Origin of the sequence: Actinomadura parmotrematis (genome assembly GCF_019458805.1) — a bacterium.
Classification (GTDB): Bacteria; Actinomycetota; Actinomycetes; order Streptosporangiales; family Streptosporangiaceae; genus Spirillospora; species Spirillospora parmotrematis.
In genome coordinates this window covers 132,532-154,255 of record NZ_JAIBOA010000007.1, presented here as the reverse complement: position 1 = coordinate 154,255, position 21,724 = coordinate 132,532, and the positions used below count along the sequence as shown (strand labels likewise).

The following is a 21,724-nucleotide window of genomic DNA, read 5'->3' as shown; positions in this document are numbered from 1 at the left end:
CCGGTACGAGCGGGAAGAGAGCGAGGTCACACCGCGCCGGCGCCCTCCCGGAAAGGGCCGGGAGGGCGTCTGAGCGGCGCTCCGCGGATCATCCGGCCGCGGGGGCGTCCTCGGCCTGGCGGGCGAACTGGGTGCGGTACAGCTCCGCGTACAGGCCGCCCCGGAGGAGCAGCTCCTCGTGGCGGCCGCGCTCGGCCACCCGGCCGTCGTCGATCACCAGGATCTGGTCGGCCTCGCGGACGGTGGACAGCCGGTGCGCGATCACCAGCGAGGTGCGGCCCGCGAGGGCGGTCCGCAGGGCGCGCTGGACGGCCGCCTCGGACTCGGAGTCCAGGTGCGCGGTGGCCTCGTCCAGCACCACCACCTCCGGCGCCTTCAGCAGCAGCCGGGCCAGGGCGAGGCGCTGCTTCTCGCCGCCCGACAGGCGGTAGCCGCGGTCCCCGACGACCGTGTCCAGGCCCTCGGGCATGTCCGCGACGAGGCCGCCGATCTGCGCGGCCTCCAGCGCGGCGAGGATCTCCTCGTCGTCCGCGCCGGGCCGGGCGTAGGCCATGTTGGCGCGGATCGTGTCGTGGAACAGGTGCGCGTCCTGGCTGACCACGCCGACGCGCCGCCGCAGCGACTCCAGGGTGACGTCGCGCACGTCCTGGCCGCCGACCAGGACGGCCCCGTCGGTGACGTCGTAGAGCCGCGACACCAGGTGCGTGATCGTCGACTTGCCGGCCCCCGACGGGCCGACGAGCGCGACGAGCGCGCCGGCCGCGACCTCGAAGTCCACGTCGTGCAGCACCTCGCGGCCGGGCGCGGTGTCGGTGCGCGCGATCGACTCCAGCGACGCCAGCGACACCTCCTCGGCCGAGGGGTAGGCGAAGCGGACGTGGTCGAACCGCACCGAGGGGGCCGCCGGGCCGTTCCCGTTGCCGTCGCCGGCGGGCGCGGCGAGCTCGACGGCGTCCGCGCGGTCGTCGATGAGCGGCTTCAGGTCCAGCACCTCGAAGACCCGGTCGAAGCTGACGAGGGCGGTCATCACGTCCACGTGCACGTTGGACAGCGCGGTCAGCGGCCCGTACATGCGGGTGAGCAGCGTCGCGAGGGCGACCAGCGTGCCGAGCTCCAGGGAGCCGTCGACGACCAGCGCGCCGCCGAGGCCGTAGACCATGGCGGTGGCGAGGGCGGCGACCAGGGTGAGGGCGGTGAAGAAGACCCGGCCGTACATGGCGGCGACCACACCGATGTCGCGGACCCGGGCGGCGCGGCCGGAGAACAGCTCCTCCTCCTCGCGCGGACGGCCGTAGAGCTTGGCGAGCATCGCGCCCGCCACGTTGAAGCGCTCGGTCATGAGCGAGCTCATCTCGGCGTCCAGCACCATCTGCTCGCGCGACACCGCCGACAGCCGGCGCCCCACCCACTTGGCGGGCAGCACGAAGACCGGGAGCAGCAGCAGCGCGATCAGCGTCACCTGCCAGGACAGCACCAGCATCGTGACCAGCACCAGCACCAGGCTGATCACGTTGGACACCACCGAGGACAGCGTGGTGGTGAGGGCCCGCTGGGCGCCGATCACGTCGGAGTTCAGCCGGCTGACCAGCGACCCGGTCTGCGCCCGCATGAAGAACGCGACGGGCTGGCGCTGCACGTGCCCGAACACCTCGGTGCGCAGGTCGTAGATGAGGCCCTCGCCGATCCGCGCGGAGTACCAGCGCTGCGCGAGCCCGAGGACGGCCTCCAGCAGCGCGAGCCCCGCGACGGCGGCGGCGAGCCAGAGGACCAGGCCGGTGTCGCGGGGCACGATCCCGCGGTCGATGATCGACTTCAGCAGCAGCGGGTTGGCGACGACGATCCCGGCGCCGACGGCGTTCAGGCCGAGGAAGAGCAGCAGGTCGCGGGTGTAGGGGCGGGCGTAGCCGGCGATCCGCCGGACCGAGCCCGGCGCGAGCTTCTGCCGGGTGACCGAGCCGTCGCGGCGGAACGAGGCCATCACCTGCCAGCCGTTGCCCGGCATCGTCATGGGGAGCCTCCTGCGTGAGGGGAGCGAGGGTGGGGGGCGAACGTGGAGAGGGCAAGGACGTAATCAAGTAAGCATCGGATCGCTCCATCCAACACCTGGCGGCGGCGCCACCTTCCCCGCTCCGCCCAGAGCGAAAGCACCGGAAAGGCGGCAGGGCCGGACGATCCGACCGGCCGGCCGTCACGCCGTGTCGACATCGCGGCGGAATGGCGCGCCCGGAGTGAGCACAAAGTGAGCGAAAAGGTATTGGCCCGTTCCATTTCTCGGAACGGGCCGCACCTTTACTCGGCCCACCGGGCCGCCCTTACAAGATCAATTCTTGCCGGCGCCGCCGAACATTTCCCGGAGCCGCCCGATCTGCTCGCGCCGCTCGGCCGCGCACTGCTCCTCCAGGGTGTTCTCCGGGGCCTCCTGGAGCAGCCGCTTGGTCGCCACCGCCGCGCCCGCGTTCACCGCGAGGAGGGACGCGGTGAGGTCGGCGACGGCCGCGTCCAGCTCGGCGGCCGGCACGACCGTCTCGGCGAGGCCGAGGCGGTGCGCCTCGGCGGCCTCGACGGTGCGCGCGGTGAGGCAGAGCTCCAGCGCCCGGTTCAGCCCGACGATCTCCACCAGCGGCTTCGTGCCGGTGAGGTCGGGGACGAGCCCGAGCGCGGGCTCCTTCATGCAGAACCTCGCGTCGTCGGCGATGACGCGGATGTCACACGCCAGCGCGAGCTGGAAGCCGCCGCCGATCGCGTGCCCGTGGACCTGCGCGATCGTCACGTACCGGGGGTCGCGCAGCCAGGTGTAGCCCTGCTGCAGCTCGGCGATGAAGGCGTCGGTGGCCGCGCGGTCGGCGCCGTCGCTGAACCCCTCGCCGCCGCCGGAGAACATCGACAGGTCGATGCCGGCGGAGAACAGCTTCCCCTCGCCGCGGAGCACCACCACCCGCACCTCGGCGGGCAGCGACCTGCCGATCTTCGCCAGCGCGCGCCAGGTGGCGAACGTCATGGCGTTGCGGCGCTCCGGCCGGTTCAGCGCGATCGTCGCGACCGCGCCGTCGATCTCCAGCAGCAGCCCCGCCGCCGCCAGCTCCTCGGCCGTGACCGCATCCGGCCGCGTCCCGTCCACCTGCTCGCCCGCCATCTCGTTCCCTTTCCGCCGGCAGCGCCTCACCGGGGGTACCGGTGGCGTCTCGTGCACGTAAGAGGCGGGAGAACGGGTCCGGCGGACCCGCCCGCCGCCGCGACCGAACCCTACTCGGTCGGCCGCGGCGGCAGGTCAGGCGGTGCGCTCGTCCGGGGGTCCGGCGTCCGTCAGGACTTCTTGCCGCGGGTCGCCCCGCCGCGGCCCCGCAGGTTGACGCCGGATTCGGTGAGAATCCGGTGGATGAACCCGTACGAGCGGCCGGTGGCCGCTGCCAGGGCGCGGATGCTCTCGCCGGAGTCGTACCTCTTCTTGAGCTCCGCCGCCAGCTTGTCGCGCTCGGCACCGGTCACGCGGGTGCCCTTCTTGAGGGTCTCGGCCACGAGTACCTCCCGTAGTGATGTGGTGACCGCTGCGTTATCCCCCGCCATGATCAGTCATTCCCGCGCGTTCGGCTACCCACTCGGCCAGAAAAGATCTGCGAAAGTGATCGCGCAGGTCACGCAAGCGCCACGAGATCGGCAAACTCGTCACTCCAGATGTCTTCGACACCATCCGGCAGCAAAATCACTCTTTCGGGCCGGAGGGCCTGCACCGCGCCCTCGTCGTGGGTCACCATGACGATCGCGCCGGCGTAGGAGTGCAGCGCCGCCAGGATCTCCGCGCGGCTCGCCGGGTCCAGGTTGTTGGTGGGCTCGTCCAGCAGCAGCACGTTGGCGCTGGAGACCACGAGCATGGCGAGCGCGAGGCGGGTCTTCTCCCCGCCCGACAGCACCCCGGCGGGCTTGTCCACGTCGTCGCCGGAGAACAGGAACGAGCCGAGGATCTTGCGGACCTCGACCGGCGGCAGGTCGGGCGCCGCCGACTGCATGTTCTCCAGCACCGAGCGGCCGACGTCCAGGGTCTCGTGCTCCTGGGCGTAGTAGCCGATGCGCAGGCCGTGGCCGGGGACGACCTCGCCGCTGTCGGGCTTGTCCACGCCCGCCAGCAGCCGGAGCAGGGTGGTCTTGCCGGCGCCGTTCAGGCCGAGGATGACGACCCGGCTGCCGCGGTCGATGGCCAGGTCGACGCCGGTGAAGATCTCCAAGGATCCGTACGATTTCGACAAGCCCGCGGCGGTCAGGGGGGTTTTGCCGGACGGCGCCGGGTCCGGGAAGCGGATCTTGGCGACCTTGTCGGCCTGCCGCTCCCCCTCCACGCCCGCCAGGAGCTGCCGGGCGCGCCGGTCCATCTGCTGGGCGGCCTTGGCCTTGGTGGCCTTGGCGCGCATCTTGTCGGCCTGGCTGAGCAGCGTGGCGGCCTGCCGGTGCGCGTTGGCCGACTCGCGGCGGCGGCGGCGCTCGTCGGTCTCGCGCGACTCCAGGTACTTCTTCCAGCCGACGTTGTAGACGTCGATGACGCTGCGGTTGGCGTCCAGGTGGAACACCCGGTTGACGACCGCGTCCAGCAGCTCCACGTCGTGGCTGATCACCACCAGGCCGCCCTGGTGGGACTTCAGGAAGTCGCGCAGCCAGACGATGGAGTCGGCGTCCAGGTGGTTGGTCGGCTCGTCCAGCAGCAGCGTGTCGGCGTCGGAGAACAGGATGCGGGCGAGCTCGACGCGGCGGCGCTGGCCGCCCGACAGGGTGCCGAGCGGCTGGCCGAGGATGCGGTCGGGCAGGCCGAGGCTGGAGGCGATGGAGGCGGCCTCGTGCTCGGCGGAGTAGCCCCCGAGGACGTGCAGCCGGTCCTCCAGGCGGCCGTACTGGCGCACCGCCTTGTCGCGCTCGGCGCCGGTCTTGGTCGCCATCCGCTCCTCGGCGGCCCGCATCTTGCGGACGATCTCGTCCAGGCCGCGCGCCGACAGGATGCGGTCGCGCGCCAGCTCGTCCAGGTCGACCCCGCGCGGGTCCTGCGGCAGGTAGCCGATGGTGCCCGAGGACGTCACCGACCCCTGCGCGGGCTGGCCCTCGCCCGCCAGCACCTTGGTGAGGGTGGTCTTGCCGGCGCCGTTGCGGCCGACCAGGCCGACCCGGTCGCCGGGGTTGACGCGGAAGGACGCGGCCTCGATCAGCAGCCGGGAGCCGGCGCGCAGTTCGATGTCGTTGGCGATGATCACAGTGGCGGGACTCCCAGGACGGGCGGCTCGGCGGCGGACGGCTCGGTCGGGCGGACGGCTCGGTGCGGCGCGGCGCGCGACGGCACGAAGGGGCGCGCCGCGGCCAGGGGGACCGGGACGCGCCGGCGGGGCCTGTCAGCTCCGGAGCGGAATCACCTGATCAGTCTACGTGATGGCGGGGCCGCCCCCGGCCATGATCGGTGCCGGGGGCCGGTCCGCCCGGCGCGTCCGGCGCCGGGCGCCCGCCGATTCGGGAAGGATGTCGGACATGTGGACCGCCCCCGAACGCCGCGGCATCGGCCGCTGGATCGCCCCGGCGCTCGCCCTGACCCTCGGCGTCGTGCTCGCCGCCGTCCTCGCCGCCGACGGCCGGACCGGCACCGGCCTCGTCACCCTCGGCGTGCTCGCCGGGTACGCCGCGCTGCTCGCCTACCGCCGCAACGAGCCGGCCCTGCCCTTCAGCGAGGCGTTCGGCACCGGCCACCGGGCCCGCGCGCACCTGAAGTCGGCGGCGATGACCGGCGACGTGCTCGTCATCGCCGTCGTCGGCGCGCTCGTCGTGCAGGCGCTGCGCGGCGCGGACGTGACGCCCTTCGCCTGGCTCGCGGCGCTCGCCGGCGCCACCTACCTGCTGTCGGCGCTGTTCAGCGGCGAGGGCGCCTGAACGCACCGCCCGGCCGCCGAACAGTCCGTGAACTCTGTACCTACAAAAGCGATGTGACCGTTTTCCGGGTGCATGATGCCGTTGTGTCAGCTCTGGAGGTCCGGCTCCCGGCCCGCGCGGCCTACCGGCCGGTCGTCGACCTCGGCTCGGGCGCCGTCGTCGCCGTCGAGCCCCAGCCCGAACCGGACGCCCTCCCCGGGGGCGACCCGGCCGCCCGCGACGTGCAACGCGCGATCGACGCCGCGCACGCGGGCGCGGCCACCCGGCTGCCGCTCGCGCTCGGCGTCCGCGCCGAGACCCTCGCGGCGGGCGAAACCGCCCTGGACGCCCTGCACCGCGGCCTGACGGGCACCGGCCGCCGCCCCCGCGAGCTGCTGCTCTGCGTCGGCGGCGGCTTCGCCCCCGCCCAGCGCCCGGCCGTCTCGGCCGGCCTGCGCGCCCTCCGCCACGCCGGCTACCTCGTCGGCATCGCGGGCCTCGGCGCCGCGCACGCCCCGCTGGACCTGCTCGTCGAGGGCGTGCCCTACCTCGTCCGCCTGGACGCCGACCTCGCCCGCCGCGCCGTCACCGATCCCGGCCGCACCTCCCTCGTGACCGTGCTCGTCGACCTCGCCCACCGCATCGGCGCGCACGTCCTCGCCCCTGGCCTGGACCACAGGGACCAGGTGCTGCGGATGCGCGAGCTCGGCGTCCGCCTCGTCCAGGGCCCGGCGCTCGCGCCGCCCGAGTGGCAGCCGGGCATGCCGGTCTCGGTCCCCGTCGCGCCGCCCGCGCCGGCCCGCGCCGATCCCGGCCTCGGGCCGCGCGTCGCCGAGTACACCCTGCCGGCGGTGACGATGCCCGACACCGCGACCGCCGACGAGGTGCTGGAGGTGCTGAACGCCGAGGCCGGCACCTCCAGCGTCGTCCTCGTGGACGGGCGGCAGCGCCCGCAGGCCACCGTGGACCGCACCCGCTTCCTGCTCCGCCTCTCCGGCGCCTACGGCCACGCCCTGCACGCGCACAAGCCCGCCGCGCGCCTCGCCGACGCGCCCCGGCCGATCCCGCACACCGTCCCCGCCATCGCCGCGCTGCGCGCCGCCGGCGCCGAGGACGACCGCGTCTACGACGACCTCGTCGTGGTCGACGAGGTCGGCCGCTGCCTCGGCATCGTCCGCGTCGCCGACCTCATCCGCGGCCTCGCCGCCCGCTGAAACGCCGAGGCCGCGCCCCCGATACGGGGGCGCGGCCTTCGCGGACGTCCGGTCAGACGTTGAAGCCGAGGGCGCGCAGCTGGTCGCGGCCCTCATCGGTGATCTTGTCGGGGCCCCACGGCGGCAGCCAGACCCAGTTGATCTTGACGTCCTGGACCAGGCCCTCCAGCGCCGAGTGCGCCTGGTCCTCGATGACGTCGGTCAGCGGGCAGGCCGCGCTGGTCAGCGTCATGTCGATCGTGGCGATCCCGTCCGACAGGTCGATGCCGTAGATCAGGCCGAGGTCGACGACGTTGATCCCGAGCTCGGGGTCCACCACGTCCTTCAGCGCCTCCAGGACCTCCTCCTCGGCGGACGCGTCCACCGCGGCGGCGGCGAGCTCCGCCGACGGGGCCTCGGGCGCCGCGGGCGCGGGAGCGTCGGTTGCGGGGGTGTCGGTCATGATGCCTCTCCGAGAGCGCGGGCGGTCGCGTCCTTCCACGCCATCCAGGCGAGCAGGGCGCACTTGATGCGGGCGGGGTACTTGGAGACGCCGGCGAACGCGACGGCGTCCTCCAGGACGTCCTCGTTCGGCGCGGTCTCCCGCCCCCGCGACTGCATGAGGGCGAGGAACTCGTCCCCGACCTCCATGGCCTCCTTGACCGACTTGCCGATCAGGAGGTCGGTCATCACCGAGGCGCTGGCCTGGCTGATGGAGCAGCCCATCGCGTCGTAGGAGACGTCGGCGACGGCCGCGTCCCGGCCGGCGCCGTCCAGGTGCACGCGCAGCGTGATCTCGTCGCCGCAGGTCGGGTTGACGTGGTGCGCCTCCCCCTCGAACGGCTCCCGCAGCCCCTTGTTCAGGGGGTTGCGGTAGTGGTCGAGGATGACCTCCTGGTACATCGCCTCAAGCTGCATGGCTTCCTCTCCGGCCGCTGCCTCCGGTGCTACAACAGGCCATCGGCTCAGACTGTTCCTGTCAGGAGGGACGACCCTCCTGAAACCACCCGGCAAAAGCTAGGTGGTGCCGAAGAACTTCTGGGCCTTGCGGATGCCCTCGGCCATCGCGTCCACGTCGCTCTCGGTGTTGTGCACGTAGAACGAGGCGCGGGTCGTCGCCGGGACGCCGTAGCGGCGGCAGATCGGCCACGCGCAGTGGTGGCCGACGCGGACCTCGACGCCGAGCTCGTCCAGCACCTGCCCGACGTCGTGCGGGTGGATGCCCTCGACGGCGAACGACACCGCCCCGCCGCGCGCCTCGGTGGTCGTCGGGCCGACGACGCGGACGCCGCCGACCTCGGCGAGGCGCTCCAGCGCGTAGCCGGTGAGGGCCTCCTCGTGGGCGTGCACGTTCTCCATGCCGAGCGCGGTGAGGTAGTCCACCGCCGCGCCGAGGCCGACGACCTGGGCGGCGTTCGGCGAGCCCGCCTCGAACCGCTGCGGCGGCGGCAGGAACGTCGACTCCTCCATCCGCACGACCTCGATCATGGAGCCGCCGGTGATGAAGGGCGGCAGCGCCTCCAGCAGCTCGCGGCGGCCCCACAGCACGCCGACGCCGGTCGGGCCGAGCATCTTGTGCCCGGAGAAGGCCAGGAAGTCGGCGCCGAGCGCGGCGACGTCGACCGCCTGGTGCGGCACCGACTGGGCGCCGTCGACCACCACGAGCGCGCCGACGGCGTGCGCCCGCTCGGCGATGAGCGCGACCGGGTTGACGGTGCCGAGCACGTTGGACTGCTGGGTGAGCGCGACCACCTTCGTGCGCTCGTTGACCAGCCCGTCCAGGCCGTCCAGGTCGAGACGGCCGTCGTCGGTGAGGGAGAACCAGCGCAGCGTCGCGCCGGTGCGCTGGCAGAGCTGCTGCCAGGGCACCAGGTTGGCGTGGTGCTCCATCTCGGTGACGACGATCTCGTCGCCGGGGCCGACCGCGAACCGCTCGGCCTCGGGGCCGGCGGTCGCGGCGTTGCCCATCGCGTAGGCGACCAGGTTGATCGCCTCGGTCGCGTTCTTGGTGAACACGATCTCGCCGGGGACCGCCCCGACGAACGCGGCGACCTTGGCGCGGCCGCCCTCGTAGGCGTCGGTGGCCTCCTCGCCGAGCAGGTGCGCGCCGCGGTGCACGGCGGCGTTGTGCCGCTCGTAGAACTCGCGCTCGGCGTCCAGCACCTGGAAGGGCTTCTGCGAGGTCGCGCCCGAGTCCAGGTAGATCAGCGGCGCGCCGCCGCGGACCGTCCGCCGCAGCAGCGGGAAGTCCTTCTTGACCTCCTCGGCACGGAAGCTCACAGGGACGCGCCCGCCTTCACGTACTTCTCGTAGCCCTCGTTCTCCAGCTCCTCGGCGAGCTCGGGGCCGCCGTCGGCGACGACCTTGCCGCCGGCGAAGACGTGCACGAAGTCGGGCTTCACGTAGCGCAGGATGCGGGTGTAGTGCGTGATCAGCAGGACGCCGGTCTCGCCGGCCGCGCCGAACCGGTTGACGCCCTCGGAGACGACCTTCAGGGCGTCCACGTCCAGGCCCGAGTCGGTCTCGTCCAGCACCGCGATCTTGGGCTTGAGCATCTCCAGCTGGAGGATCTCGTGCCGCTTCTTCTCGCCGCCGGAGAAGCCCTCGTTCAGGCTGCGCTGCGCGAACGCCGGGTCGATGGACAGGGCGTCCATCGCGCCCTTCATCTCCTTGGAGAACTCGCGCAGCTTCGGCGCCTGGCCGCGGACGGCGGTGACCGCCGAGCGCAGGAAGTTCGACACCGAGACGCCGGGCACCTCGACGGGGTACTGCATGGCGAGGAACAGGCCGGCGCGGGCCCGCTCGTCCACGCTCATGTCGAGGACGTCCTCGCCGTCGAGGGTGACGGTGCCGCCGGTGACGGTGTACTTGGGGTGGCCCGCGATGGCGTAGGCGAGGGTCGACTTGCCCGAGCCGTTCGGGCCCATGATGGCGTGCGTCTCGCCGGCCTTCACCGTCAGGTTCACGCCGCGCAGGATCTCCTTGCTGCCCTCGCCGCCGTCGCCGACGGACACGTGCAGGTCGCGGATCTCAAGGGTGGCCATATCTGTGTGCTTTCCTCGTGTCAGTCTTCGGAGCCGAGCGAGACGTAGACGTCGCCGTCCCGCACCTTCACCCGGTAGGTGGCGACCGGCTGCGTCGCCGGCGGGTTGGTGGGCTTGCCCGTGCGCAGGTCGAAGCAGGACCCGTGCAGCCAGCACTCGATGGTGCCGTTCTCGACCTCGCCCTCGGCGAGCGAGACCTCGGCGTGCGAGCAGACGTCGTTGACGGCGAACACCTCGTCGCCGGCGGTGCGGGCGAGCGCCACCGGGGTGCCGTCCACCTCGACGGCGAGCGCGGTGCCCGCGGCGATGTCGGCGAGCGCGCACACCTTCACGTAGCTCATCGGTCCAGCTCCGCCTCGATGGCGGCCTCGACCTTCGCGCGCACGTCGGCGACCTCGATGCGCTCGACGAGCTGGCCGAGGAAGCCGCGCACGACCATGCGGCGGGCCTGGTCGAAGGGGATGCCGCGGGCCTGGAGGTAGAACAGGTGCTCGTCGTCGAGGCGGCCGGACGCCGAGGCGTGGCCCGCGCCGGCGACCTCACCGGTGAGGATCTCCAGGTTCGGCACCGAGTCGACGCGGGTGCCGTCGGTCAGCACCAGGTTGCGGTTCAGCTCGTAGGTGTCGGTGCCCTCGGCCTCGGCCCGGATGATCACGTCGCCGATCCAGACGGCGTGCGCGTCCTGGTCCTGGAGCGCGCCGCGGTAGTCGACCCGGCTGCGGCAGTTCGGGACCGAGTGGTCGACGAGCAGCCGGTGCTCCAGGTGCTGGCCGCCGTCGGCGAAGTAGACGCCGTACAGCTCGGCGTCGCCGCCGGGGCCGTCGTAGGCGACCGACGGGGACACCCGCACGAGGTCGCCGCCGAGGCTGATGTTGTGCGAGGTGAAGCGGGCGTCGCGGCCGAGGCGCGCGTACTGGTGCGACACGTGCACGCTGTCGTCGTCCCAGTCCTGGAGGCTGATCACCGACAGGGCGGCGCCGTCGCCGACGACGAACTCGACGTTGTCGGCGTAGGTCGCCGAGCCGCGGTGCGCCAGCACGACGGTGGCGCGGGCGAACGGCTCCAGGATCACGGTGGTGTGCCCGTAGGCCGCCGCGGAGGCGTCCTCGCCGCGCAGCCGGAGGACGGTCGGGGCGCTCGCCTCGACCTCCTTCGGCACGGTCACGACGGTGGCCTCGGTGAAGGAGGCCCACGCCTGCGCGCTCACCCGGTCGGCCGGGACGAACGCCTTGCCGAGGCGGGCGTCGTCGCGGGCCACGGTCTCGACCGTGACCTCGGGCGCCGGCGCCGCCTCGATGATGATCTTGCCGTCGGCGTCGGCGGAGCCGTTGTGCAGCCCGCGCAGGCGGCGCAGCGGGGTGAACCGCCACTCCTCCTCGCGGCCGGTCGGCACCTCGAAGTCGGCGACCTCGAAGGACGCCCTCTCGTGCAGCGTCGAGAGGGGCTTGGTGGTGTCGAGCCCCATCAGCCGACGGCTCCTTCCATCTGCAGCTCGATGAGCCGGTTCAGCTCCAGCGCGTACTCCATCGGCAGCTCCCGCGCGATGGGCTCGACGAAGCCGCGCACGATCATGGCCATGGCCTCGTCCTCGTTCAGGCCGCGGCTCATCAGGTAGAACAGCTGGTCCTCCGACACCTTGGAGACGGTGGCCTCGTGGCCCATCTCCACGTCGTCCTCGCGGACGTCGACGTAGGGGTAGGTGTCGGACCGGCTGATCTGGTCGACCAGCAGCGCGTCGCACTTGACGGTGGACTTGCTGCGCTCGGCGCCCTCCTGGACCTGGATCAGGCCGCGGTAGGAGGTGCGGCCGCCGCCGCGCGCCACCGACTTGGACACGATGGTCGAGGAGGTGTTCGGCGCGGCGTGCACCATCTTGGCGCCGGCGTCCTGGTGCTGGCCCTCGCCGGCGAAGGCGATGGACAGCGTCTCGCCCTTGGCGTGCTCGCCGAGCAGGTAGACGGCCGGGTACTTCATGGTGACCTTGGAGCCGATGTTGCCGTCGATCCACTCCATGGTGGCGCCCTCGTAGGCGACGGCGCGCTTGGTCACCAGGTTGTAGACGTTGTTCGACCAGTTCTGGATGGTGGTGTAGCGGACGCGGGCGTCCTTCTTCACCACGATCTCCACCACGGCCGAGTGCAGCGAGTCGGACTTGTAGATCGGCGCCGTGCAGCCCTCGACGTAGTGCACGTAGGAGCCCTCGTCGGCGATGATCAGGGTCCGCTCGAACTGGCCCATGTTCTCGGTGTTGATCCGGAAGTAGGCCTGCAGCGGGATCTCCACGTGCACGCCCGGCGGCACGTAGATGAACGAGCCGCCCGACCAGACGGCGGTGTTCAGCGCGGCGAACTTGTTGTCGCCGACCGGGATGACCGAGCCGAAGTACTCCTGGAAGATCTCCGGGTGCTCGCGCAGCCCGGTGTCGGTGTCCAGGAACAGGACGCCCTTCTCCTCCAGGTCCTCACGGATCTTGTGGTAGACGACCTCGGACTCGTACTGGGCGGCCACGCCCGCGATCAGCCGCTGCTTCTCCGCCTCGGGGATGCCCAGCTTGTCGTAGGTGTTCTTGATGTCCTCGGGGAGCTCCTCCCACGAGGCGGCCTGCTTCTCGGTCGAGCGCACGAAGTACTTGATGTTGTCGAAGTCGATCTCCGACAGGTCCGACCCCCAGGAGGGCATCGGCTTCTTGTCGAACAGCCGCAGCCCCTTCAGGCGCAGGTCGAGCATCCACTCGGGCTCGCTCTTCTTGCCCGAGATGTCGCGGACGACGTCCTCGTTCAGGCCGCGGCGGGCGCTGGCACCGGCGGCGTCGGAGTCGGCCCAACCGAACTTGTACCGGTCGAGCCCCTCCAGCTCCGGGTGGGCTGCAGTCGTCATAGGGAGGTCCTCCCGGACTCCTCGTGGTCCATATCCTGACCGTCGCCGCGCTCGCCCTCGCAGAGGGACCGGGCGGTGACGTGGGTGGTGCAGATGCCGTCGCCGTGGGCGATGGTGGCGAGCCGCTGCACGGGCAGCCCGAGCAGCCGGCCGAACGCCTCGGTCTCGGCCTCGCAGAGCTGCGGGAACTGCGCGGCCACGTGCGCGACCGGGCAGTGGTGCTGGCAGAGCTGCTCGCCGCCGCCGCGCTGCGGCGCCTCGCCGGCCGCGGCGGCGTAGCCGTCGGCCGACAGGGCCTCGGCCAGGGTGCGCACCCGCTGCTGCGGCGAGGCCCCCTGCACGACGGGGTGGTAGCGTCGCTCCAGGTCGGCGATCTGCCGCCGGGCGAAGCGGGCGACGGCCTGCTCCCCCGCCGTCTCGGCGAGGAAGCGGAGCGCGCTCGTCGCCAGGTCGTCGTAGGCGTGCACGAAGGCGCTGCGGCCGGCGTCGGTGATGGCGAACCACTTGGCCGGGCGGCCGCGGCCGCGCACGGCGCTGGGGCGCGCCGACCGCGTCTCGACCATGCCCTCGGCGAGCAGCGCGTCCAGGTGCCGGCGGATCGCGGCGGGCGTCAGGCCCATCCGCTCGCCGAGCGCGGACGCGGTGATCGGTCCGTGTTCGAGGACGAGCCGGGCGACGCGGGCGCGGGTGTCGCGCTCGCCCTCGCCGGCCGGGCCCGACGGCACGCCGGCGGGCCGCGCGGAGGCGGCCGTGGCGCTGGTCGGGGTCTCGGTCACGTTTTTCACAACGTCAGTGTGCCGTAATTCCTTCCCGGCCACCAACGGAACGCCGATGTCGTCGGTCACGCAGGTAAGCCTTACCTAACCTGCGGTTTCGTGCCCGGCGACGGGTCCGGCGCGCGGTCCGGCCGCGGGTTCAGCGGCTGGTGAGGCCGCGCGGCAGGACGATGACGGGGCAGGGCGCCGCCCGCACGATCTTGCCCGACCGCTCCCCCAGGAAGACCTTGCGGAGCGGCCCCTCGTGGCTGGACATCAGGGCGAGGATCTCCCCCTCGCCGATGTCCAGCCCGCCGAGGGTCTTGGCGATGCCGGCGCCGACCGCCGTCTCGGTGGTGAGCTCCAGCCCGCTCTCCCGGGCGCTCGGCCCGAGCAGCCGGGCGGCGTAGGCCAGGTCCTTCTCGGCCTGCTCGACCTGGCGCTCCACCACGTCGTGGGAGCGCAGGAAGCGGGCCGGGAGCCCGGCCGGCCGCAGCACCATGGTGACGAGGCGCACCGGGACGCCGAGCGACTGCGCGTACTGGGCGGAGCGGAGCAGCGGCCCCTCGACCTCGCGCCGCCGCCAGTAGGCGATGGTGAGCCGCTCGAACTTCTTCGGCGCCGACTCGGCGAAGCCGCGCGGCGCCATCATGACCGGCGCCGGCGAGCCGTGCAGGAGCTGGTCGGCGGTGCTGCCGATCGCGACGCGGTCCCGGCGGCCGCGCGGTGCCGACCCGACGATGATCAGCCCGGCGCCGATCTCCTCGGCGGCCGCGATGAGGCCGCGGCCGCTGCCCCGGTGCGAGTACATCTGGAAGTCGGCCCGCCGCGCCGGGACCTTCAGCTCCTTCAGCCGGTCGCGGGCCTGCCGGAGCGCCTCCTCGGACTGCTCCTTGAGGTAGGCGACCCACTCGGCGTCCACCGAGCCGGCGCCGCGGGTCGGCCAGGCGGGCGGCCGCACGTGGGCGATCGTCAGCGAGCTGCCGGCGGTGCGCGCCACCAGGGCGGCGAGCGTCAGCGCGTCGTCGCCGCGGTCGTCGGGCGAGTAGCCGACCAGGATGTTGAGGTTGTCCATCAGTAGCCCCTCAGTCGCTCGTCCGGGCGCGGGCGAGCTTGGAGTTGCGGCGGCCGTAGCCGAAGTAGGCGACCATCCCGACGGCGAGCCAGATGAGGAAGACCAGCCAGGTCACCGACTCCAGGCCGGCCATGAGGTAGACGCAGAGCGCGACGCCGATGATCGGGGTGATCGGGAACAGCGGGGAGCGGAAGCTGCGCGGCAGGTCGGGCCGGGTCCGGCGGAGCACGATCACGCCCAGGTTGACCAGCGAGAACGCGAACAGGGTGCCGATGCTGGTGGCCTCGGCGAGCTGCCCGAGCGGCACCACCGCGGCCAGCAGTGCCACGAACGCGCAGACGATGACGGTGTTGGCGACCGGCACCGAGTTGCGGCCCACCCGCTCGAACACCTTCGGGACGAGGCCGTCGCGCGACATCGCGAACAGGATGCGGGTCTGGCCGTACAGCACGGTCAGCACCACCGTGCCCATCGAGATCACCACGCCGAACGACAGGATCAGCGAGGCCCAGGAGGCGTTGCCGGTCGCGAGGTTCAGCACGTCGGCGAGGGAGGTGTCGGAGTCGAAGTCCTGCCAGGGCATGGCGCCGACGGCGGCGACGCCGACCAGCACGTAGATCACCGTGACGATGAGCAGCGACAGCAGGATGGCGAGCGGCAGGTCCCGCTTGGGGTTCTTGGCCTCCTCGCCGGCGGTCGAGGCGGCGTCGAAGCCGATGTAGGAGAAGAACACCTTCGACCCGGCGGCGCTGATGCCCGCCCACCCCATGGGGGCGAACGAGGAGAAGTTGCCGGTGTCGAAGGCGGTGAAGGCGACGACGCAGAAGAACGCCAGCACGACCATCTTCAGCGAGACCATGATGGTGTTGGCGGTGGCGCTCTCGGAGGTGCCCTGGAGCAGCAGCACCATGGCCAGCGCGATGATGATCACCGCGGGCAGGTTGACGACGCCGCCCTCGTCGCCGGGCGTGTGGCTGATCGCCTGCGGCAGGGTGAAGCCGAACGCCGCGTCGAAGAAGTCGTTCAGGTAGCCGCCCCAGCTGGAGGCGACCGCCGACACCGACACCGCGTACTCCAGCAGCAGGCACCAGCCGCACACCCAGGCGACGAGCTCGCCCATGGTGGCGTAGGTGTAGGAGTAGGACGACCCCGACACCGGGATCGTCCCGGCGAGCTCGGCGTAGGACAGCGCCGAGAACAGCGCGGTGACGCCGGCGAGCACGAAGCCGAGCACGACGGCGGGCCCGGCGACCGGCACCGCCTGCCCGAGCACGAAGAAGATGCCGGTGCCGAGGGTCGCGCCGACGCTGAACAGCGTCAGCTGCCAGAGCCCCATCGTGCGCTTCAGCTCGCCGCCCTCGCCCTGGCCGTCCTCGTGGACGACCTGGTCGATCGGTTTCGTCCTGAACAGGCTGTGCAGCAGCCCCGCCGATCCGGCGCCTGCGCCCACGTCGTACTCCCCCGAGTCCGTCCCTGCGTGACATGTGCTCTGCGATGACATGTGCGCGGAGGCCGCCCGCGCGGGCGGCCTCCGCGGTCCTACAGCGTGCTGCTGAGCGGCCAGGTGGCGTTCGGCGTCACGATCGTGCCCGCCTTGCCCTCCAGGATCTCCATGCACTGGTCCAGCCGCCCGATCGCGGCCATGTCGCCGGTGCGCTCCACGAACCCGGCGACCGCCTCGACCTTCGGGCCCATGGACCCGGCCGGGAAGTCCTCGTTGCGCAGCTCCCACGGCGTGGTGTGCTCGATCTCCTCCTGCGCCGGGGTGCCGTAGTTGCGCATGACGCGCGGCACGTCGGTGAGGATGAGGAACGCGTCGGCCTCCAGCACCTCGCCGAGCAGCGAGGCGGTCATGTCCTTGTCGATGACCGCCTCGACGCCCTCCAGCTGGCCGACGTCGTTGCGGACGACCGGGACGCCGCCGCCGCCCGCGCACACCACGACCGTCCCGGTCCGCACCAGGGTGCGGATGAGGCGGGTCTCGATGACGCGCTGCGGCAGCGGCGACGGCACCACGCGGCGCCACATGTCGCCGTCGGGCTTGACCGTCCAGCCGTACTCCTTGGCGTACTTGGCCGCCTCGTCCTCGGTGTAGACCTGCCCGACGAACTTGGTCGGGTTCTGGAAGGCCGGGTCGACGGCCGACACCAGCGTCTGGTTGATCATCGAGACGACCTGGCGGCCGGGCAGCGCGTTCTGCAGCGCCTGCAGCATCCAGTACCCGATCATGCCCTGGGTCTCGGCCCCGATGGTGTCCAGCGGGTAGGGCCGCTCCAGGTTCGGGTCGTTGATGCTCTCCAGCGCCAGCACCCCGACCTGCGGGCCGTTGCCGTGCGTGATGATGAGCTCGTGCCGCTCGGCCAGCGGCGCGAGCGACTTCACCGCCGCCGCCACGTTGGCGCGCTGCAGTTCGGCGTCGGGCTTCTGCCCGCGCTGCATGAGGGCGTTGCCGCCCAGCGCGACGACTACGCGCATGGTTCCCCCGTCTCCCCTGCGGTCGCGGTCCCGGCTCAGCCGAGGGTCGCGACCATCACGGCCTTGATGGTGTGCATCCGGTTCTCGGCCTCGTCGAAGACGATCGAGCGGTCGGACTCGAAGACCTCGTCGGTCACCTCCAGGGCGTCCAGGCCGGTCTTCTCGTAGATGTCCTCGCCGACGGCGGTCTCGCGGTTGTGGAAGGCCGGCAGGCAGTGCATGAACTTCACCTGCGGGTTGCCGGTGGCCTTCAGCACGTCCATGTTCACCTGGTAGGGCTTGAGCAGCTTGATCCGCTCGTCCCAGACCTCCTTGGGCTCGCCCATGGAGACCCACACGTCGGTGAGGACGAAGTCGGCGCCCTTGACGCCTTCGGCGACGTCGTCGGTGATGACGATCTCCGCGCCGGTCTGCGCGGCGACCTCCTTGGCGGGCTTGACGACCATGTCCTGGTCGGGCCAGAGCGACTTCGGCGCGACGATCCGCACGTTCATGCCGAGCAGCGCGCCCGCCGCGATGTAGGAGTGGCCCATGTTGTTGCGGGCGTCGCCGAGGTAGGCGAAGGTGATCTCGCTGAGCGGCTTGTCGCTGTGCTCGCGCATGGTGAGCGCGTCGGCGAGCATCTGGGTCGGGTGCCACTCGTCGGTCAGGCCGTTCCAGACCGGGACGCCCGAGTGCCGCGCGAGCTCCTCGACGAAGGTCTGCTTGGACCCGCGGTACTCGATGCCGTCGAAGAACCGGCCGAGGACGCGGGCGGTGTCCTTCATCGACTCCTTGTGGCCGATCTGGGAGCCCGAGGGGTCCAGGTAGGTGACGTGCGCGCCCTGGTCGTGCGCGGCGACCTCGAAGGCGCAGCGGGTGCGCGTCGAGGTCTTCTCGAAGATCAGCGCGATGTTCTTGCCGGTCAGCATCGGCCGCTCGGTGCCGTTGTACTTGGCGGCCTTCAGGTCGGCCGCCAGGTCCAGCAGGAACCGGAACTCCTTGGGCGTGAAGTCCAGCTCCTTCAGGAAGCTGCGCCCGCGCAGGTTGTACGCCATGGGTGTCCTCCGTCGCTCGTGGGTGGTCGCTCGCGCCGCCGGTCAGGCGTCCCGCTCCAGCGGGCAGCTCATGCAGCGGGGGCCGCCGCGGCCGCGGCCGAGCTCGCTGCCGCGGATCGTGATGACCTCCACGCCGTTCTTCTGCAGGAAGTTGTTGGTGGTGGTGTTGCGCTCGTAGGCGATGACGACGCCCGGCTCGATCGCGAGGACGTTGGAGCCGTCGTCCCACTGCTCGCGCTCGGCGGCGAACACGTCCTGGGTGGCGGTGAGCACCTTGATGTCGTCGAGGCCGAGGGCGGCGCCGATGGCCTTGTGCATGTCCTCGGCGGCGTGGTCGGTGACCTTCAGCTCCTTCTCGGTGTCGCCCGGCTCGACGGTGTAGGAGGGCAGCATCCCGAGGCCGGCGTACTTGGTGAACACGCCGTGGTCGACCATCGTCATGACGGTGTCCAGGTGCATGAACGCGCGCTTCTCCGGCATCCGCAGCGCGACGATCTTGTTGCACTTCTCCTGGGAGAACAGCGACTTGGCGAGCATCTCCACCGCCTGCGGCTGGGTGCGCTCGCTCATGCCGATGAGCACCGAACCCTTGCCGATGACCAGGACGTCGCCGCCCTCCATCGTCGCCGGGGCCATCTTGGTGCCCTCGTTCCAGACGTGGAAGCCGCCGTCGTCCGCGCGGTCGTAGCCGTCGGCGAACAGCGGGTGGAACTTGTAGATCGCCTCCATGTTCACCGTCTCGCGGATGCGGGCCTTCTTGCGCATCGCGTTGATCGAGACGCCGTTGTAGACCCAGCAGGAGGTGTCGCGGGTGAACAGGTGGTTCGGCAGCGGGGTGAGGATGAAGTCGTCCATGCCGATCGTGTGGAACGCGATCGACTTGGGCTCGTCCATGTACTCCATCAGCTCGCGCTTGGTGATGCCGCCGATGAGGTAGGACCCGAGCTCGCGCAGGTCCATGGAGTCGAAGGTGTTGCGGATCGCGTCGGTGGCGAGCGGCCCGTACCACTTGGGGTCGATGACGTAGTCGAGGATGTGCTTCTTGGCCTCGGGGATCTCGATGGTCTCCCGTAGCAGGTCGAGCAGGAGCTGCACCTGGATGCCGCGGTCGCGCAGCACCTTCTGGAACTCCTCGTGCTCCTCGCCGGCGCGCTGCACCCACAGCACGTCGTCGAACAGCAGGTCGGCGGCGTTGGACGGGGTGAGGCGCTTCAGGGACAGCTCGGGCTTGTGCACCAGCACCTGGCGCAGCTTGCCGACCTCGGAATCGACGTGGAAGGACATGCGATGGACCTCTCTGGTGACTCCCGGCGGGCCGCGCGTGCGCGCGGCGGCCCGCCGGGGACGGATGGCTTGCGGTGGTGGACGGCGCGCCGGCGGGTCAGGGACTCGGCTCGACCGGCGTGGACGGCGCGGCCGGCGTGGTCTCGCGGGCGCCGTACTCGCCGCGCTGGGCCTTGATCCAGATGTAGACCGGGACGCCGATGAGCAGGGCGAGGATGCCGAGCATCACGGCCTGCTCGCCCGACCCGTAGACGATGGCGAAGGAGAACAGCAGCGCGATCACGGCCATGGTGACGTCCACGGCCATGCGCCGCTTGTTCACCTGGCGGCCGCCGGTGACCAGCCAGAACAGCTGCGCCGCGGCGGAGAAGAAGTACGGGATCGCGGTGGTGAAGGACGCGAACAGCAGGATCGTGTTGAAGGCGTTCTCCGAGGCGTAGGCGAACAGCAGCATCGCCGAGCTCAGCAGCGTGCCGACGATGATGCCCACCACCGGGGCGCCGCGGCGGTTCAGCCGGGCGAACGACTTCGGGAACATGCCGTCGCGGGCGGCGGCCATCGGCATCTCGGCGACCAGCAGGGTCCAGCCGTTCAGCGCGCCGATGCCCGACACGATCGCGCAGGCGGCCATGACGCCGCCCCAGATGCTGCCGCCGAACATGTTGTTGATGGCGTCGGCGAACGGCGCCTCGGAGTTCATCAGCTGGTCGTGCGCGACCGTACCGAAGATCGCCACGGTGGCGAGCAGGTACATGACGGTGCAGCCGAGCACGCCGTAGATGCTGGCCTTGCCGACGTTGCGGGCGGGGTCCTTGATCCGCTCGGCGACGATGGTGACGCTCTCCATGCCCGAGTAGATGAACAGGATCAGGCCGGCGGCGAGCCAGAGCGCGTTCCACGTCGAGTCCCCGCTCGCGTTGAACGGGCCGAAGTTGTCGGAATTGAGGAAGAACAGCCCGACGATGCCCACGAAGATCAGCGGCACGAACTTCAGCACCGTGGTGACCAGCTGGAACAGGCCGATGTTCTTGACGCCGCTGAGGTTGATCAGCGCCGGGATCCACATCCCCACCAGGCCGATCACGATCTTGCCGAGGGTGCTGTCCCAGTGCAGGAAGTAGTTGACGTAGCCGACCCAGGCGACCGCGATGCCGGCGTTGCCGCCCCAGGCGGTCAGCCAGAACGACCAGGACGTCCAGAACCCGGCGAACTCGCCGAAGCCGTCGCGGGCGTAGGCGTAGGGGCCGCCGCTCGCGGGGATGCGGGCGCCGAGGCGGCCGAACACCAGGGCGAGCGCGATCGCGCCGACGGCGGTGGCGGCCATGACGGCGAAGCTGATCGTGCCGATGGCGGCGAGCGAGGCCGGCAGCAGGAAGATGCCCGTCCCGACGATGTTGCCGACGACCAGCGCGGTCGCCTGCGGCAGCCCGAGCTTGTCGCCGTGCGCGATTTCCTCGGTCACGTTCTCGGGGTTCTCGGCCCCGGCCCTGGTCAGCTCGGCGGCCTCCCAAGGCGATGATTTAGGCTCTGTCATGCATGCCCCCGAAAAGAAGTTGCCGTCCTCCTGCGCCACCCCTTGATCAGCAAGTGACACAGCGGGAATTCCCCCGCCCCCACCTGGCGAAACGCCGGATTCGATCATCGAGACGGGGGCCAGGAACAACCCCTTCGAACGGGACGCGAACCGTCCTTCCTTTGGCCGCCGCTTGACCTTCGACGGATTTCTTTGGGCCTTCTTTAAGAAGGGTCCGAACGGCGGCTTCGGGCAACGAAAAAGGCGGCGGCCCCTTTCGGGGCCGCCGCCTTTTCAGCGTCGAGGGGTCAGTGCCGGAGCGCCCCGGCGGCCGCCCGGCCGGACTCGGCGGCCGCGTGGGCGTCGCCGGGGAGCAGCACGGCGCCGGCGACGAGCCCCGCCACCATCAGCAGGCCGACGATCACCACGGGCAGGAGCGTCCAGCGCGAGGGCATCCCGAGCGCGCTGCCCTCGTAGCCGCCGAAGGCGGACAGGCGCGCGGCGTACCCCGGGTCCTCGGCGGCGATCCGCCGCCCGATGTCCTCCAGCACGCGGTTCTCGGCCTGCGACAGCTCCATCACGCCCCCTAGCGTCCGT

Annotated in this window: 21 protein-coding genes; 2 read left to right on the top strand and 19 right to left on the bottom strand. The window is 71.5% G+C overall.

The window, feature by feature from the left end; translation table 11 throughout:
• Positions 1-88: 88 nt before the first annotated feature.
• From K1Y72_RS13035 to K1Y72_RS13020, 4 genes are all read right to left on the bottom strand, one after another.
• Positions 89-2,002, bottom strand: a complete 1,914-nt coding sequence (locus K1Y72_RS13035) for an ABC transporter ATP-binding protein (protein WP_220166672.1) — start codon at positions 2,000-2,002, stop codon at positions 89-91.
• 318 nt (positions 2,003-2,320) lie between these two features.
• On the bottom strand, positions 2,321-3,133 hold the full coding sequence (locus K1Y72_RS13030) for an enoyl-CoA hydratase/isomerase family protein (RefSeq protein ID WP_220166437.1): 813 nt from the start codon (positions 3,131-3,133) through the stop codon (positions 2,321-2,323).
• A 170-nt stretch (positions 3,134-3,303) separates the two neighbouring features.
• The gene (locus K1Y72_RS13025; RefSeq protein WP_012852589.1) at positions 3,304-3,516 is read right to left on the bottom strand and encodes a helix-turn-helix domain-containing protein; all 213 of its coding nucleotides are present in this window, start codon (positions 3,514-3,516) and stop codon (positions 3,304-3,306) included.
• Between the two features lie 116 nt (positions 3,517-3,632).
• Positions 3,633-5,231 carry an ABC-F family ATP-binding cassette domain-containing protein gene (locus K1Y72_RS13020; RefSeq protein ID WP_220166434.1) on the bottom strand — a complete coding sequence of 533 codons (1,599 nt, stop codon included), beginning with the start codon at positions 5,229-5,231 and terminating at the stop codon, positions 3,633-3,635.
• A 268-nt stretch (positions 5,232-5,499) separates the two neighbouring features.
• Between K1Y72_RS13020 and K1Y72_RS13015 the strand changes: the two genes are divergently transcribed.
• Both K1Y72_RS13015 and K1Y72_RS13010 read left to right on the top strand, forming a co-directional pair.
• A complete protein-coding gene (locus tag K1Y72_RS13015) occupies positions 5,500-5,895 on the top strand; it encodes an ABC transporter permease (RefSeq protein ID WP_220166432.1) in 396 nt (131 codons plus the stop codon).
• A gap of 83 nt (positions 5,896-5,978) precedes the next feature.
• Positions 5,979-7,088, top strand: coding sequence for an EAL domain-containing protein (locus K1Y72_RS13010; RefSeq protein ID WP_220166430.1), 1,110 nt, complete (start codon positions 5,979-5,981; stop codon positions 7,086-7,088).
• Between the two features lie 52 nt (positions 7,089-7,140).
• Here the strand turns inward: K1Y72_RS13010 and K1Y72_RS13005 are convergent, their stop codons facing one another.
• The 15 genes from K1Y72_RS13005 to K1Y72_RS12935 form a co-directional block, all read right to left on the bottom strand.
• Positions 7,141-7,530, bottom strand: a complete 390-nt coding sequence (locus K1Y72_RS13005; RefSeq protein ID WP_220166428.1) for a metal-sulfur cluster assembly factor — start codon at positions 7,528-7,530, stop codon at positions 7,141-7,143.
• A complete protein-coding gene (gene sufU, locus K1Y72_RS13000) occupies positions 7,527-7,985 on the bottom strand; it encodes a Fe-S cluster assembly sulfur transfer protein SufU (RefSeq protein ID WP_220166426.1) in 459 nt (152 codons plus the stop codon). Before sufU ends, K1Y72_RS13005 begins: the two co-directional genes overlap by 4 nt.
• A 99-nt stretch (positions 7,986-8,084) precedes the next feature.
• Complete coding sequence (locus tag K1Y72_RS12995) at positions 8,085-9,347, bottom strand: cysteine desulfurase (protein WP_220166423.1); 1,263 nt, start codon at positions 9,345-9,347, stop codon at positions 8,085-8,087.
• Positions 9,344-10,111 carry a Fe-S cluster assembly ATPase SufC gene (gene sufC, locus K1Y72_RS12990; protein ID WP_220166421.1) on the bottom strand — a complete coding sequence of 256 codons (768 nt, stop codon included), beginning with the start codon at positions 10,109-10,111 and terminating at the stop codon, positions 9,344-9,346. The genes K1Y72_RS12995 and sufC overlap by 4 nt, the downstream gene beginning before the upstream one ends.
• A gap of 20 nt (positions 10,112-10,131) precedes the next feature.
• Positions 10,132-10,452, bottom strand: coding sequence for a non-heme iron oxygenase ferredoxin subunit (locus K1Y72_RS12985; RefSeq protein WP_220166419.1), 321 nt, complete (start codon positions 10,450-10,452; stop codon positions 10,132-10,134).
• On the bottom strand, positions 10,449-11,576 hold the full coding sequence (gene sufD / locus K1Y72_RS12980) for a Fe-S cluster assembly protein SufD (protein ID WP_220166417.1): 1,128 nt from the start codon (positions 11,574-11,576) through the stop codon (positions 10,449-10,451). The genes K1Y72_RS12985 and sufD overlap by 4 nt, the downstream gene beginning before the upstream one ends.
• The gene (sufB, locus tag K1Y72_RS12975; protein ID WP_220166414.1) at positions 11,576-12,988 is read right to left on the bottom strand and encodes a Fe-S cluster assembly protein SufB; all 1,413 of its coding nucleotides are present in this window, start codon (positions 12,986-12,988) and stop codon (positions 11,576-11,578) included. Before sufB ends, sufD begins: the two co-directional genes overlap by 1 nt.
• Complete coding sequence (locus K1Y72_RS12970; RefSeq protein ID WP_220166412.1) at positions 12,985-13,764, bottom strand: helix-turn-helix transcriptional regulator; 780 nt, start codon at positions 13,762-13,764, stop codon at positions 12,985-12,987. The genes sufB and K1Y72_RS12970 overlap by 4 nt, the downstream gene beginning before the upstream one ends.
• A 139-nt stretch (positions 13,765-13,903) precedes the next feature.
• On the bottom strand, positions 13,904-14,818 hold the full coding sequence (locus K1Y72_RS12965; protein WP_220166410.1) for a universal stress protein: 915 nt from the start codon (positions 14,816-14,818) through the stop codon (positions 13,904-13,906).
• A 10-nt stretch (positions 14,819-14,828) separates the two neighbouring features.
• Entirely contained in the window at positions 14,829-16,268 is a 1,440-nt protein-coding gene (locus tag K1Y72_RS12960) for an amino acid permease (protein WP_308287041.1), read from the bottom strand.
• 89 nt (positions 16,269-16,357) lie between these two features.
• Positions 16,358-17,293, bottom strand: a complete 936-nt coding sequence (gene arcC / locus K1Y72_RS12955; protein ID WP_220166406.1) for a carbamate kinase — start codon at positions 17,291-17,293, stop codon at positions 16,358-16,360.
• 35 nt (positions 17,294-17,328) lie between these two features.
• The gene (gene argF, locus K1Y72_RS12950; RefSeq protein ID WP_220166404.1) at positions 17,329-18,330 is read right to left on the bottom strand and encodes an ornithine carbamoyltransferase; all 1,002 of its coding nucleotides are present in this window, start codon (positions 18,328-18,330) and stop codon (positions 17,329-17,331) included.
• Between the two features lie 42 nt (positions 18,331-18,372).
• Positions 18,373-19,614, bottom strand: a complete 1,242-nt coding sequence (locus tag K1Y72_RS12945) for an arginine deiminase (protein ID WP_220166402.1) — start codon at positions 19,612-19,614, stop codon at positions 18,373-18,375.
• 97 nt (positions 19,615-19,711) lie between these two features.
• Complete coding sequence (locus K1Y72_RS12940; protein ID WP_308287040.1) at positions 19,712-21,076, bottom strand: amino acid permease; 1,365 nt, start codon at positions 21,074-21,076, stop codon at positions 19,712-19,714.
• A 359-nt stretch (positions 21,077-21,435) separates the two neighbouring features.
• On the bottom strand, positions 21,436-21,705 hold the full coding sequence (locus K1Y72_RS12935) for a DUF3040 domain-containing protein (RefSeq protein WP_220166398.1): 270 nt from the start codon (positions 21,703-21,705) through the stop codon (positions 21,436-21,438).
• Positions 21,706-21,724: the final 19 nt, after the last annotated feature.

Coding starts and splice junctions, on each gene's coding strand:
- K1Y72_RS13035 (WP_220166672.1), bottom strand. CDS start 2,002: ATGCCGGGCAACGGCTGGCAGGTGATGGCCTCGTTCCGCCGCGACGGC.
- K1Y72_RS13030 (WP_220166437.1), bottom strand. CDS start 3,133: ATGGCGGGCGAGCAGGTGGACGGGACGCGGCCGGATGCGGTCACGGCC.
- K1Y72_RS13015 (WP_220166432.1), top strand. CDS start 5,500: ATGTGGACCGCCCCCGAACGCCGCGGCATCGGCCGCTGGATCGCCCCG.
- K1Y72_RS13005 (WP_220166428.1), bottom strand. CDS start 7,530: ATGACCGACACCCCCGCAACCGACGCTCCCGCGCCCGCGGCGCCCGAG.
- sufU (WP_220166426.1), bottom strand. CDS start 7,985: ATGCAGCTTGAGGCGATGTACCAGGAGGTCATCCTCGACCACTACCGC.
- sufC (WP_220166421.1), bottom strand. CDS start 10,111: ATGGCCACCCTTGAGATCCGCGACCTGCACGTGTCCGTCGGCGACGGC.
- K1Y72_RS12985 (WP_220166419.1), bottom strand. CDS start 10,452: ATGAGCTACGTGAAGGTGTGCGCGCTCGCCGACATCGCCGCGGGCACC.
- sufD (WP_220166417.1), bottom strand. CDS start 11,576: ATGGGGCTCGACACCACCAAGCCCCTCTCGACGCTGCACGAGAGGGCG.
- sufB (WP_220166414.1), bottom strand. CDS start 12,988: ATGACGACTGCAGCCCACCCGGAGCTGGAGGGGCTCGACCGGTACAAG.
- K1Y72_RS12965 (WP_220166410.1), bottom strand. CDS start 14,818: ATGGACAACCTCAACATCCTGGTCGGCTACTCGCCCGACGACCGCGGC.
- arcC (WP_220166406.1), bottom strand. CDS start 17,293: ATGCGCGTAGTCGTCGCGCTGGGCGGCAACGCCCTCATGCAGCGCGGG.
- argF (WP_220166404.1), bottom strand. CDS start 18,330: ATGGCGTACAACCTGCGCGGGCGCAGCTTCCTGAAGGAGCTGGACTTC.
- K1Y72_RS12945 (WP_220166402.1), bottom strand. CDS start 19,614: ATGTCCTTCCACGTCGATTCCGAGGTCGGCAAGCTGCGCCAGGTGCTG.
- K1Y72_RS12935 (WP_220166398.1), bottom strand. CDS start 21,705: ATGGAGCTGTCGCAGGCCGAGAACCGCGTGCTGGAGGACATCGGGCGG.